This window comes from Paenibacillus sp. 2TAB26 (genome assembly GCF_052115145.1).
In the GTDB taxonomy this organism is placed as follows: domain Bacteria; phylum Bacillota; class Bacilli; order Paenibacillales; family Paenibacillaceae; genus Pristimantibacillus.
The window spans coordinates 156820-169824 of record NZ_JBFRGC010000013.1 but is presented as its reverse complement, the minus strand read 5'-3'; the positions used below and the strand labels follow the sequence as shown (position 1 = coordinate 169824).

12 protein-coding genes, 1 pseudogene and 1 other annotated feature are annotated in these 13005 nt (G+C 48.1%); of the genes and pseudogenes, 11 read left to right on the top strand and 2 right to left on the bottom strand.

Features of this window, described 5'->3' with window-relative positions; all coding sequences use genetic code 11:
• Positions 1 to 120: 120 nt before the first annotated feature.
• Together AB4Z50_RS16940 and AB4Z50_RS16935 are read right to left on the bottom strand one after the other, a co-directional pair.
• A complete protein-coding gene (locus tag AB4Z50_RS16940) occupies positions 121 to 279 on the bottom strand; it encodes an IS3 family transposase (protein WP_441880790.1) in 159 nt (52 codons plus the stop codon).
• A gap of 38 nt (positions 280 to 317) precedes the next feature.
• Positions 318 to 1244, bottom strand: a complete 927-nt coding sequence (locus tag AB4Z50_RS16935) for a LacI family DNA-binding transcriptional regulator (protein WP_441880789.1) — start codon at positions 1242 to 1244, stop codon at positions 318 to 320.
• Positions 1245 to 1414: 170 nt separating this feature from the next.
• Here AB4Z50_RS16935 and AB4Z50_RS16930 point away from each other — a divergent pair, with 170 nt between their 5' ends.
• The 11 genes and pseudogenes from AB4Z50_RS16930 to AB4Z50_RS16880 all read left to right on the top strand — a co-directional run bounded on the left by AB4Z50_RS16930 (position 1415) and on the right by AB4Z50_RS16880 (position 12950).
• Positions 1415 to 4096 carry an alpha/beta hydrolase gene (locus tag AB4Z50_RS16930; RefSeq protein WP_441880788.1) on the top strand — a complete coding sequence of 894 codons (2682 nt, stop codon included), beginning with the start codon at positions 1415 to 1417 and terminating at the stop codon, positions 4094 to 4096.
• Positions 4097 to 4306: 210 nt separating this feature from the next.
• Positions 4307 to 4447 (top strand): hypothetical protein, encoded by a 141-nt coding sequence (locus AB4Z50_RS16925; RefSeq protein WP_441880787.1) that lies wholly within the window; start codon positions 4307 to 4309, stop codon positions 4445 to 4447.
• A 6-nt stretch (positions 4448 to 4453) separates the two neighbouring features.
• A complete protein-coding gene (locus tag AB4Z50_RS16920) occupies positions 4454 to 4975 on the top strand; it encodes an extracellular solute-binding protein (protein WP_441880824.1) in 522 nt (173 codons plus the stop codon).
• Between the two features lie 298 nt (positions 4976 to 5273).
• On the top strand, positions 5274 to 5597 hold the full coding sequence (locus tag AB4Z50_RS16915) for a hypothetical protein (protein WP_441880786.1): 324 nt from the start codon (positions 5274 to 5276) through the stop codon (positions 5595 to 5597).
• A 153-nt stretch (positions 5598 to 5750) separates the two neighbouring features.
• Positions 5751 to 5954: a hypothetical protein gene (locus tag AB4Z50_RS16910; protein ID WP_441880785.1), complete on the top strand. Its 204-nt coding sequence runs from the start codon at positions 5751 to 5753 to the stop codon at positions 5952 to 5954.
• A gap of 154 nt (positions 5955 to 6108) precedes the next feature.
• Positions 6109 to 8589: a cadherin-like beta sandwich domain-containing protein gene (locus tag AB4Z50_RS16905; RefSeq protein WP_441880784.1), complete on the top strand. Its 2481-nt coding sequence runs from the start codon at positions 6109 to 6111 to the stop codon at positions 8587 to 8589.
• A gap of 504 nt (positions 8590 to 9093) precedes the next feature.
• Positions 9094 to 9356 (top strand): annotated as a pseudogene (locus AB4Z50_RS16900) (Gfo/Idh/MocA family protein); the annotation flags it as partial.
• Between the two features lie 369 nt (positions 9357 to 9725).
• Entirely contained in the window at positions 9726 to 9980 is a 255-nt protein-coding gene (locus AB4Z50_RS16895) for a hypothetical protein (protein WP_441880783.1), read from the top strand.
• Positions 9981 to 10001: 21 nt separating this feature from the next.
• Positions 10002 to 10484 carry an SRPBCC family protein gene (locus AB4Z50_RS16890; protein WP_441880782.1) on the top strand — a complete coding sequence of 161 codons (483 nt, stop codon included), beginning with the start codon at positions 10002 to 10004 and terminating at the stop codon, positions 10482 to 10484.
• A 42-nt stretch (positions 10485 to 10526) separates the two neighbouring features.
• A complete protein-coding gene (locus AB4Z50_RS16885) occupies positions 10527 to 10853 on the top strand; it encodes a YnfA family protein (RefSeq protein WP_076267312.1) in 327 nt (108 codons plus the stop codon).
• Between the two features lie 73 nt (positions 10854 to 10926).
• Positions 10927 to 11180 (top strand) — a binding site (T-box leader).
• Positions 11181 to 11270: 90 nt separating this feature from the next.
• Positions 11271 to 12950, top strand: coding sequence for a glutamine--tRNA ligase/YqeY domain fusion protein (locus AB4Z50_RS16880; RefSeq protein ID WP_441880781.1), 1680 nt, complete (start codon positions 11271 to 11273; stop codon positions 12948 to 12950).
• Positions 12951 to 13005: the final 55 nt, after the last annotated feature.

Below are 13005 nucleotides of genomic sequence, written 5' to 3'. Positions count from 1 at the left end.
ACTCTATTTTTCAATAATAAGACTAATTGAAAAATGTATATGTTCAACTGGTGGATTAACTTCATATCACAACATATTAGAATTCATCATCTGTAAACGTATTAAAGATAACCATGTCATTTAATAAAATAATCTAGTGTCCCGTGGTTTCTGGAAATTGAACCAATGGACGTAATCATGGGGTTCGATGTGAAACTGTTCTTCCGCGAGGAAATGCGCATGGTTAGCGAAATCCGTCTTAAAGATACAGCGAGCTACTCGTTCTATGGATCTGTTCATCCTCCATGTCTCATAGGTTCATGACGAGCCCCAGCCGTTTAATCCTTCTTGCCCAGAGAGATGTACTGATCCTCGGAAGTGCCGAAAGGAGTGTGCAGTAGCGCGCTCATCAAGCCGAAAGCGACCTCGGATTTGGAACGAGTGAAAACGAACTTTGTGACCTGCTCGGGAAGGAGTTCCGGGCATTCCGAGGTGCAGACGACGACAAGGTTCTCCGGGCTCAGGTACTTCAGTACCTGCAAGGCCAAAAATTCGTTGAAGACGACGAGAGGCTTGTTCTCGTGCTGCTGGATAAATTGCTTGAGCGACTCTTCGTCGCTGGTGGCCGCAAATACGAGCGATTCGTCCAATCCCGAAGCGGATCGAATGATTTCGTGATACCGCTCGTTCGACATGTGTTCGTGAATGAGAGCATAAGGCTGTCCGGCCGGCAATGACGAGTTCAGATCACTGAACAATCGTTGGAAATCAGGATTGACTTGCCGGAACAAGGAATCGTCGATTAAGCTGTCCACGATAACCAGCGGCGAGCCGTATTGCAGATTCCTCGATATCGCATGGAAGGATTGGGCCATAGCGTCAATCAGAAAGACGCCATCCAGCTTGCGCTCGGCAATGATCTCGAAATTGGGTTTGGCCGGATCAATTTGGGATACAAGGAGATGATAGCTCTTCTCCCGACATCGGCGCTCTAATCCGTCAAGGAAAGCTCCGTAGCTGACCGGCTTTGGAATGCGGGCGTCTCCGGTGCTGACGAACAGCACGCCGAGAACGTTGGTTTTACCCAGTGAGAGCGACTTCGCCGTCAAATTTTGAACGTAATGAAGCTTGCTCGCTGCCGTAAAGACCCGCTGCCGCGTCTCTTCTGGAATCGTCTGGGTGCTCACGTAATTAAGGACATAGCTTACCGTGGCGACGGAGACGCCGGCTTCTTTGGCTACGTCGCGAAGTGTCGTTTTTTTCATCGTATCAGTAACCGCCTCGTTAGGATCAAAAGTTTAGATAATCATAAGTCCGAACTTGGAAGGATGTCAAACTTGCCGTTGACAAGCCACGGGAAACGCCCTATACTGAAGCCGCTTAACCGGTTAAGTTAAAACTTGAAGAATGAAGTTCTCAGGAGGGGCTATGCAATATGGAAAATTCGGCTCAATCGAAGCTGATCGTATTACCCGGGGTGCACGCATCCCGGCTGGGGAACGAAAGAGACATCTACATTTATTTGCCTGCGGGCTATGACGATGATCCGTCCGTAAGGTATCCCGTGTTGTACATGCACGTAGGCCAGCACGTATTCGAGCCGAGCAAGCCATCCGGAGAGTCCTGGGGTATGCACCGCGTAGCGGACCGACTATTGGCGGAAGGGCTGATTCGGCCAATTATTATCGTAGCGGTCGAACATAAGTACGAGGACGGAACCAGTGAATATTTCCACGACCTGTGCGCGTATCCTATTCGCTGCGTCGGCGAGCTTTACGAGCATTTTCTAATCGAAGAGCTGAAGCCAATCGTAGATCGCGCATTCAGGACACTGCCGGATGCGGAGCATACGGCGTTAATGGGCTCCTCGGCGGCCGGCATTGCAACGTACAACATCGGGCTCCGCCGTCCGGACGTATTCGGCATGCTGGGCATCCTGTCGCCTTTTTTCGTCCAGGTAGATCCCGGCACGCTGGAAGAAACGCCGCAGTATCGGCTGTATCCTTATAATGATGGGCAGAAAATATGGATGGACATAGGTGGGGCGGAGGGGTTCTTCATGCCATCCCACGTGCGGAGCGTCGCGGAGAATATGCAGCAAGCTGGCTGGAAGCAAGGTGAGGAGCTTTATTATTATCTGGACATGGAAGCCGCGCATTCCGAATGGGACTGGAGCCGCCGGGCGCACATGCCGCTGCTGCACTTCTTTGGCGAAGCCGCCGATGTGTCGGTTCTCGCGCTTGAAGGGGACGGTATCGTCGGTGTCGACGGGCCTGTAGTGGTCGTTAATGCGGTTGCCGCGCTTCACAACGGCATACGCTTCAGTTTGCTCAGAGCCGATTACCAGACGGATAATCCGGATGTCCTCGGGATTTCGCCAGACGGAAGGCTGCTTCCACGGAAACCCGGCACTGCGACGATCGTCTGCCGTTATGGGGGCCATGAAGCATCCAGAATGTATACTGTCGTGGAACGGCTATCTGAGACCGTCGTCGTCGAGCTTGAAATTCGCGTGCCGGATACAACGCCGGAAGATGCCGAGATTTATGCGACGTTCGGCGTTCCGAAGCTCGGCAAAGGATTGTATGGCGGAACGGTCAGTTTGCCTAGAGGATTAACGTTCGATTTTCTCATCACCCGGGGCTACGATAAGGAAGAGGTCGATCGGGATTTCGGGCGGATGCCTTACAGAAGGCTTGTCACGGACGAGGACAAGAGAGTCGTTTACACGGTTCATAATTGGATAGACTTAAGGCCAGTTACGGGAAGAGAGGAGGAGATTAGAATGACGCAGCCTTCGCGAGTGGAAACCATCGCGAATTTCCGATCGGAAATTATGCGCAACGAAAGGGACATTTTCGTTTATTTGCCGCCCGGCTACGGGCAGGAAGCGGACAGGACGTATCCGGTACTTTACGTCCATGACGGGCAGAACGTATTCCATGAAGCATTTAACGGGCAGTCATGGAACCTGCACCGCGTATGCGACCGTCTGATTGCGGAAGGACGCATCGAAAAATTGATCGTCGTGGCGGTTTCGAATATGGGGCTGGAGCGAAACAGCGAGTTCGCGCATCAAGGCTCGTTCGCGGAGGAGCTCGACTACCCTTGCCGGGGAGAGTTCTATGAACGTTTCCTGACGGAGGAAGTTAAACCCTACATCGACCGTACTTACCGGACGAAGCATGAGAGCCGCCACACCGCACTGATGGGTTCGTCCAGAGGCGGGCTCGCGACTTACCATATCGGGTTCCGCCGTTCCGACGTTTTTGGCAAGCTGGCCATGGTTTCGCCTTATTTTGCCCAATACAATGAGGAGACGATGACGCATCTGCCCATCGTTCAGACTTTCGATGGAAAAGGACCGTTTCAATTATGGATAGATGCTGGCGGCATGGAAGGCATGACTGTGCGTGTCGATCACGTCAGGCACATGGTGGAGCATTTCTTGAAGCTAGGCTACCGGTCTGGAGACGACCTCGTGTTCTGCTACGAACCGATGGCAGAGCATAACGAGGCAGCTTGGGAGCAGAGGGTATACGCGCCGCTTGTCTTCTTCTTCGGAGACAAAGGATCGCCCGTCTCAGCCGAGTTGACCGGTGATCCTATCGCCGGGATCGAGGGAGCCGAGGCATGGGTATACCCGCTTGTCTCATATGAAAGCGGTTTAGTTTCGGTCGACCTGGACGCAAGCTTTCGCGTAACGCCCGAAGGCGCAGCGGCGGTCGATCCGACAGGCTTGATCCGGGCAGTCAAGACGGGGGATTGTGAGATCGCATACAGCGGACATGGGCTGAACGCATTGACAATAATCAGGATCGTGCCGGAATTATCCGAAAAGGTCGAAGTGGAGCTGGAAGTTGTCGTACCAGACGATACCTCGGCAACGGCGAGAGTATATGCGGGGGCGGAACTGGAGAAGTCCGGACCTCGCTCCTACCGAAGGCGGCTTTTCCTGCCGAGAAATACGGGATTTGCTTTTCACGTCTCAGAGCATTCTGGTCTAAGGGAAGCAGGCCCGGAGGGGGCGGACGTCCCGAAGCGGCGGTTCGTCGCCGACAGCAACAAGACGTTGCATTATGAAGTCCAAAGTTGGATGCTAAGTCAATCGATATGAATACGGGGTAAAACACTGACTCGCGGCGCGTTCTTAACGCTATCGCTGCTCGCCGCAGCCGCGTGCTCCAACGGCACAACCGAGTCCGGAGCGGGCGTAACTCCCGTGCAAAGCCAGTTCGATCTGGCGTTCGAGAAGATCGATACGGAGCTTGTACCGGAGACTGGCGCGAGCTTGCTGGTATAGGAGAGCAAAGAAGCCCGGCCTTTTGTGGATGCCATCGTCAAGGAATTTACGGAACTATACGGCGTCGAAGTGAAGATGCAGGAGCTTGGAACGATGGATCAAATCGGAAAATTCGAGCTGGACGGTCCAGCTGGCATTGCGGCAGACGTCATTACGACTTCCTAGGACCATCTGGGCAAGGCGGCAAGCGCCGGGCTGATTCTGCCTAACGATGAGTTTGCGGACGCGACGCGCAGCGAGCACGAGGACGTGGCGGTCGCCGCGGCTTCGTATAATAACAAGCTGTTCGGCTATCCCATCAAGGTCATGACTTATGCCATGTTCTACAATAAGGATTTGATTTCTGAGCCTCCGAAGACGATGGAAGAAGTCATCGAGTTCGGGCGATCGTTTAACGATCCCGAAAGCAACAAATACGCGTTTATGTTCGATGTGCCGTTTTTCTATTACAGCTATCCGTTCATCGGATCTACTGGTGGTTATATCTTCGGGAGCGGAGGCACGGATTCTGCTGACATTGGACTAAACAACGAGGGTGCGGTTAAGGGAATGCAAACTTTTGCGGAGTTGCGTAAAGAAATATTGCCGATCTCCGCGGGAGCGGTATTCATTGCCATACCGATTACGCTGCTGTTCATGTATTTGCAGAGGCACTTTGTTGACGGTCTGACGGCAGGCGCGACTAAAGGATAGAAGAGACAGAGGGAACGACTTCATTGTATTAACGTAGTGTGCAAATCTATAAGGTGTGGACTCACTTTCAGCTATCTTATCACCTTAATAAGCTTACTGCTAAGCCGACGATCTTCAGTTAACCATAAACTGATTTCGCTCGGCTTTCTTTAATGGTTGCGGCTCTTTGATCATTTTTATTAAATGTTCAGAGCAGGTGGTTAATTTGATGAACGGTATAGAAAGATCCTATAGAAAAAAATCACATGACTTATGCAGTTCATACCAACAGATGGAAAACCACTCGTCTGTGAACCAAATGGCTTTGTTAACCAGTAAGGACGCTCTACTTGCGACCATGTTCAAACCCTATAAGCTTGCGCAGTATACACTTAGTCGATTTTTCACAACTTCGTTTGCATGGAGAACGTTTGGTCATAAACGTGCGGCAAGGCTTCAAGAAGTTAGCGTTACGGCACTAAAACCAGGTGACGTCATAAACTTGGATGATACGCTTATTGCCCATCCCTACGCCAAAAAATTGCCTTTCTTATGCTGGTTGTTCGACTCTTCATCCAAAACGTATCGCTGGTGTATGAATCTGGTTGTCCTTCAAGAAAGGGCAAGCGATCTCGAAAGATAAGCGTGTCCCTATTGCCGCGGTCGTCACTGTTCGCTTGAAAGAAGTTGGCATAGAGGACTATGAATACAGCCCTGCAACGTACAAGGGAGCCTATCTCATCATTAGCAACCGCGCATATGGAATTCGTGTTCGCTACGGAGGCATTAGTAGCCTATGCGTTATGGCAAGCAAACAAAGAAAAAAGGAGTAATGAGAGCTGCACCCACGGCGAAATGGTTCGCGGACTCTTCAAAACTCGTTGCCATGTTCGTAAAAGAAACCAAAAGGGATCTGAACGAATCGATATCGATTTTGACACAGAAGTACGAATTTTCGCAAGCATTATTTCTGCCTATTGGCCCAAGCGTCTGCTCATGACCAGGTGGCCGGTTTATTCAAGCATAGATTCTCACAATTCCCACTTAATTCATCGAACTGTATAAGTGATGTCTATATGATATAATAAACATAGTTTGCTAGATGTGGTTTTCGTTAGGAAAAAATAAGTGAATAGCAAAGGGGAATTCATTTAATGTTAAGAAAAATAGGCCTAATCTTGTTAGTAGTTAGCATGCTGCTTCCAGCATCTTTGAGTCATTATGTTAGGGCGGCTGGGAGCAATAATGTGGATGTGGACAGGGTTGAATTTACATATCCGCATACCCCCTCTCTTTCGAACACGATTAACGAGTATGATGTTTACATTCCGAGAAGTTCGATTTCTACGTACTATTTCGCTATCAAGACCGTCGATGAAAATGCAACGATACAATATCAAATGAATGGAGATAATTGGAAAAATCTTGGACAATGGACATCTACAGGCCATCTTCCTCTAAATCCGGCTAATAACCTCATAGAAATAAAAATTACTTCTTCCGATGGCACAGTCACTCGACTGATCAATTTCCATGTGCATCGGCCGATGGCCAACGATGCTGCTCTAAAGAAGCTGGAAACTTCAGCCGGGACGATTGCATTCGATGCCAATACGCTTAATTACACCGTTCATGTTCCTTATTCGACAGTCTCTACGAAGGTCACTCCTACTCTAAACGATGCCGATGGTAGCTTGTCCATAAATGGAATAGGGGGCACAGATGGCGAAGCTAGCTCCGCTATCCAGCTTGGAGTGGGCAGCACGGCCATTCCAGTTGAAACGATTTCTGCGGATGGCTCCCAAACTAGAAAATATACTATCGAAGTTATTCGTTCTGAGCCTAGCACGAATGCAACTTTGGAGCAGCTAAGCTTATCCGGAAGTGCTTTGCTGCAGCCGGATTTCGCCAGCGGACGCTTCAGCTATGAGGCTGTTGTAGCAAATAGTCAAGATTCCATCATGGTAACGCCTACAGCATCAGAAGAGAATGCTTTAATCGCCTACAGTGCTAATGGGGGATCATTCACTAGCATATTCAGCGGTTCGGCAAGCATTCCTCTGCCGCTGGAGGTAGGCCTGAATACGATTGCGATACGCGTCACCGCCGAGGACAGAGCGACGGTGAATCAATATGTGCTGACAGTTTATAGGCAGAGCAACGATGCGAATTTAAGCAGCTTGTCTCTCTCTGCTGGTACGCTCAGCCCATTATTCGAAGCTGGAATTTATAGCTATTCAGCCGAAGTGGGGAGTAATCAGAGTGCGATTACGTTGACGCCTTCGGCAGCGGGAACGAATGTGTCTATAGCGGTAAGTGTCAATGGCAGTTCCTATCAAAGCGTGACCAGCGGTTCGGCAAGCGCTCCCCTGCCGCTGGAGGCAGGCCTGAATACGATTGCGATACGCGTCACCGCCGAGGACAGAGCGACGGTGAATCAATATGTGCTGACAGTTTATAGGCAGAGCAACGATGCGAATTTAAGCAGCTTATCTCTCTCTTCTGGTACGCTCAGCCCATTATTCGATGCTGGAATTTATAGCTATTCAGCCGAAGTGGGGAGTAATCAGAGTGCGATTACGCTGACGCCTTGGGCAGCGGGAACGAATGCGTCTATAGCGGTAAGTGTCAATGGAGGTTCCTATCAAAGCTTGACCAACAGTACGGCAAGCGCTCCCCTGCCGCTGGAGGCAGGCCTAAATACGATTGCCATACGCGTAACGGCCGAGGAGGGAAATGAGCAAATCTACACCGTACAAGTCTTGCGGCCAAGCCACAATGCTACACTGAGCGATTTGAGTTTGTCAGCAGGAACACTTACACCTTTGTTTCATCCTGAAACAGTAAACTACGAAGCATCCGTTGGTTATTCGGTTTATGCGATAACGGTAAAACCAGTTGCAGCAGAGAGTCATGCTTTAGTAAGCGTATCAGTAAATGACTCGACCTATGTCCCAGTTGCAAGTGCTAGCGACAGCGTAGATCTACTGTTGAGTCAAGGGAACAATGATATTCATATTAAAGTCGTCTCGCAGAGCGGTGAAGAACTGCTATACACAATTAGGGTAAACCGAGCTTTTGTTCCGTATACTCCGCCATCTCCGACTCCAACTACGGAGACTCCTGTTGGTCCCGTCAAGCCCATTTCATTTAACGATATTTTGGGGTCATGGGCAGAGCCGATCATACAGTCAGCAGTTCAGCAGGGCTGGATTTCGGGGTACCCTGATGGGACCTTTAGGCCTAACGAGAAAGTATCAAGGCAGGATTTTATCGTCATGCTGGTTAAGGCATTAGGTTGGTCTGGTCCAGCACAAGGGAGTGAACCGAGCTTTAGTGATGGGGAGCAAATCGCCCCTTATGCAGCGAATGCGATCGCACTTGGTTACCAGCATGGTTTATTTATTGGCTATCCGGATGGAAGCCTCCAACCAAAGGGGGGAATTAATCGTCAGGAGTTAGCCGTAATAGCTATGAGAGCGCTTGGCGAACCTGAGGGAGGCGCGCTTGCGCCAGAGACTGGGTTTGCTGATGATCGTCTTATTTCAAATTGGGCCAAATATGCTGTGAAGACAGCTAAAGACCGTGGCATCCTGAAGGGTCGGGGAAAGAATCTATTTGTTCCGGCTGAATAGGCAACTCGAGCTGAAGTCGTTGCTATCATTCAATATATATTGGATGATCTAGCAGCGAGCAAATAAAGGCAATTTGTTATGCTGAGCCGACAGCTTGATCTATTAGTCAAATTGCTGCTGCCCTGACATCAGCCATTGAAGGTTGGTTAACCAATAGAGCTTTCAGGCCTGCTCAGGTGCAGGCTTGGAGGCTCTATTCTATTAGGTATTGGAAACTTGCTATAATACCTGTAGATGACATGACTTATGCAGTTCATCCCAACTGATGGAAAATCACCAAAAGTCAGTATATTGTTGAACAAACCAAAAAATCCCTTGACTTTTCTTAATCACCCCAATAATCATGAAGGATACCCTTTCAACCGGGTATATCTTAGAGGGTTTTAGGTGATTTTTTAAAACAAACACTTGAACAGCCACGGTTTCACGATCTTAATCAAGGAGAATACGCTGGAGCGCCAATTCTGCGTTCACTATGGGATCATTTCGATTTTTCTTTGTATTATGGGGAAAGCGCATAGCCACGCCTATCGCGACCTGCCATTCTACTTCGATACGCCGGTAGAGCCTGTGCTTCAGGCAATCGCTGCGGCAGAAGCAGGCAAGCATGTCATTTGCGAGAAGCCGCTCGCGGTCAGTGCAAGCCAAGCAGCGGAGATGCTGCAGGCGGTAAAAAAGCATGCGTTATGCATATGATTTGCCATAATTATCGTTTTGCGCCTGCGATACAGCTAGCTAAGAAGCTGATTGATGGTCATATTATCGGCTACGAGCATACCTTTATTAATATGATGGCGACGTTCATGGAAGGGCTGCACAGCGGGATTAATCCTGCTCCGAATTTCGAGGACGGCTATAGAAATCATTTCGTTATTGAAGCCGTTGAGCGTTCTGCCGAGTCGAGACAGTGGATGGATGTACCTGCAATTAGCGATTCTTTGTTGTTTTCGTAGCTTCATATAACAAAAAATGAATAGTCGTTTGACGTGCAAGGCTGTAGTGAAGAAGGATTTTTCTTCTTGCTGCAGCCTATTTTTGATTATACTTATGTTATAATCGCCATATTAAATAAGGTGCTGAATCCTATTTCGGGAGTATGTATCACTAGAAATATGTAATTGGGTGAGGGATAACCTGTGAATGACTTCAACAAATTCAATCGCGAGAAATGGAGCAAGATAAGAACAAAGGGCAAGCTGTCGTACGCTATTAGATGGGTGCTTTATTTATTGATTTACGTTTTAATTATTCAGGGAGTACTCATTGTACTTGGTCGTAAAAGTGTAGATCAAATCGAAATGGCACCTATTATTTTTATTTCAGTTGTCGTGGGTGTTACTCTTTCTTTGATTCGATGGTCTGTTTTTGAGAAAAAATATAATCAGGAATAAATAAGGATGAGGTGAGTAGAAATGTTGGCCTCCATTACCCAAGCTGAGAATGGATATTCGGTCCGTTTCGAGCGCAATTTGAAGCATGCTGTAGAGAGTGTCTGGTCGATGCTGACTGACAACGAGAAGCTCGCCCAGTGGTTCCCCGAACTGCGTGTCGCGGACCTGCGTGAAGGTGGATTAATACAATTTGATATGCAGAATGGACATTTTGAAGAGATGGCCATCATCGAGCTCAAAGCGTTATCGGTTTTGGAGTTTACGTGGGCTGAGGATATCGTTCGTTTTGAATTATATGCAGAGCCAGAGGGCTGCCGCTTGGTATTAATCGAGAAGCTTGCCCAAATTACAGCGCATACCCCTAGAGATATTGCCGGCTGGGATGTATGTTTGGATGTTATCGAGGCATTGCTGGACGGAAAAACCATTGCCTCTCGCAAGGATGTATGGAAAATGAAATACGATAAATATGTACAAGCTTTTGAAAAATTGCCTCAGGCTTAGAAATAAGTATTTAATCAGCTTGGGTTATTGGATGTGAAAGAGATGATTACAGGAATATTGGTATTTTTACTAGCTGGGTTAGCTGAAATTGGTGGGGGATACCTGATTTGGTTATGGCTGCGTGAAGGCAAACCGATGTATTGGGGAATGGTCGGAGGTGTAGCTTTAGCGCTATATGGTGTTATTGCTACATTTCAATCCTTCCCCTCGTTCGGAAGAGTCTATGCGGCGTACGGGGGCGTTTTTATAGTGATGGCCGTATTGTGGGGCTGGCTGGTCGATAAAAAAACACCTGATTTATACGACTGGATAGGCGCTGCTATTTGCTTGGTCGGTGTTTCAGTTATACTGTGGGCGCCAAGGCATTAGTATTTTCTAGCTTGCTGTGTAGAATAACCATTTACAATTCAGGGAACGATTTGTTAACATATATGAAATATTGAAAAAGGCGATGACGAGAAGAGTACATAAACACATTCTTTCGCAGAGAGCCCCGGCAGCTGAAAAGGGGCAAGGAATGGTTTATCGAAACAAGTCTCTGAGCATCACATCGGAACCTGAGCAAGGGGATGCTGTGACAGGAGCTCCTGTTATAGAGCTAGAGTATAAGCATCCTTTGGTGCCGTACTTGAAGAGGTTAATATGGCGACATATTAACGAATCTGGGGTGGTACCGCGAAAAATTTCGTCCCCAAGACGCGAAGTCTTGGGGGTGGAATTTTTTTTTGTTTTTTGGGACATGAAAAATCAAGGTATCGATAGCAACCCTAAATTGGAGGTTTTACAATGAGCAGCGAATTAGAGCCGAACACGGATCATTTTTTATACAAAATCATTAATGAGGATCTTCAAGCAGGTGTGTTTACACGAGAAATGTGCACGCGGTTTCCGCCTGAGCCTAATGGATACCTCCATATCGGAAGCGCCTATGCCATCCATACAAACTATACGATTGCGCAAAAGTATAATGGGAAGTTTCATTTGCGATTTGACGATACGAATCCTCTGAAGGAGGACATCGAATATGTGAATGCCATTATCGAAGATATCAATTGGCTTGGTTATAGTCCGGGCAGCCATATTTATTATGGTTCGGATTATTCGGATGCGATATATGACGCTGCTGTTGCGCTCATAAGTAAAGGAAAGGCTTATGTTTGTGAATTATCGCCAGAAGAAGTAACGGAATATCGGGGGACGCTTACGGAGCCGGGCAAGGATAGCCCTTACCGAAATCGCTCCATTGATGAAAATTTAGAGCAGTTTGCGAAAATGAAAAATGGTGATTTTAAGGCAGCATCCAAAGTATTGCGTGCCAAAATCGATATGAGTGCGCCTAATATTAATTTAAGAGATCCCGTTATTTATCGCATTATCCATGCTGAGCATTACCGGACGGGAAATAAGTGGTGCATTTATCCGATGTACGATTTTGCGCATCCGATTCAAGATGCCATCGAGGGCATTACCTACTCGTTATGCTCCATTGAGTTCAAAGACCATCGTCCTTTGTACGAATGGGTATTGGAGGAGCTGGAATTTGCTCAGCCGCCAAGGCAAAGGGAATTCGGCAGGCTGAATCTAACGGGTGTCGTGACGAGCAAGCGATATTTGAGACAGCTCGTTGAGGGCGGCTTCGTCGACGGCTGGGATGATCCAAGGCTGCCAACGATTCGTGGACTCAGGCGAAGAGGCTTTACGCCCGAGAGCATTAGAAATTTTATCGATGAGATCGGCATGATTAGAGCGCAAAATTCCGTGGATATCGCGATGCTGGAGCATGCGGCAAGGCAGGATTTGAAGGCGAAGGTCAAAGGCGTAATGGCCGTCATCCATCCACTGAAAGTGGTCATTACTAATTACCCTGAGGGCCAAACCGAGCTGTTGTCCATTGATAACAATAGCGAGAACGACACGCTTGGCAAACGCAAGGTCACCTTCTCTAGCACGCTATTTATAGAGAAAGATGATTTTATGGAGCAGCCGTTCAAAGGATTTCACAGATTAGCGCCCGGAGCTGAAGTTCGGCTGATCGGTGCCTACTTCATTAGATGTGAGGAAGTCATTAAAGATGAAGCCACAGGTGAGATCATTGAGCTTCGCTGCACTTACGATCCGGAAACGAAAAGCGGAACGGGCTTTACCGGCCGGAAGGTGAAGGGGACGATCCACTGGGTTTCGGAGAGTCATGCGGCTAAGGTGGATGTCCACCTTTATGAGAGTCTGCTGCGGGGTAATGAAATCCCGAAGGATACCGATATAGCTTGGGACAGCGTCATTAATCCGAGCTCATTGCAAATCGTGAAAGATTGTAGGATTGAGCCTTTTGAGGTTCTTCCGCAGCCAGAGGATAAGTTCCAATTCGTTCGGCATGGTTATTTTTGCGTGGACAAAAAACATACAACGGATACGAAGCTAGTCTTCAATCGCATCGTACCGCTTAAGGATACGTGGAAGAAAAAATAGAGCAATAACAAGATGAAGCCTCTTATGTGGTAAAATAATACATATGGAGGCTTCT

Coding starts and splice junctions, on each gene's coding strand:
- AB4Z50_RS16940 (WP_441880790.1), bottom strand. CDS start 279: ATGAACAGATCCATAGAACGAGTAGCTCGCTGTATCTTTAAGACGGAT.
- AB4Z50_RS16935 (WP_441880789.1), bottom strand. CDS start 1,244: ATGAAAAAAACGACACTTCGCGACGTAGCCAAAGAAGCCGGCGTCTCC.
- AB4Z50_RS16930 (WP_441880788.1), top strand. CDS start 1,415: ATGGAAAATTCGGCTCAATCGAAGCTGATCGTATTACCCGGGGTGCAC.
- AB4Z50_RS16915 (WP_441880786.1), top strand. CDS start 5,274: ATGGCTTTGTTAACCAGTAAGGACGCTCTACTTGCGACCATGTTCAAA.
- AB4Z50_RS16910 (WP_441880785.1), top strand. CDS start 5,751: ATGCGTTATGGCAAGCAAACAAAGAAAAAAGGAGTAATGAGAGCTGCA.
- AB4Z50_RS16905 (WP_441880784.1), top strand. CDS start 6,109: ATGTTAAGAAAAATAGGCCTAATCTTGTTAGTAGTTAGCATGCTGCTT.
- AB4Z50_RS16890 (WP_441880782.1), top strand. CDS start 10,002: ATGTTGGCCTCCATTACCCAAGCTGAGAATGGATATTCGGTCCGTTTC.
- AB4Z50_RS16885 (WP_076267312.1), top strand. CDS start 10,527: ATGATTACAGGAATATTGGTATTTTTACTAGCTGGGTTAGCTGAAATT.
- AB4Z50_RS16880 (WP_441880781.1), top strand. CDS start 11,271: ATGAGCAGCGAATTAGAGCCGAACACGGATCATTTTTTATACAAAATC.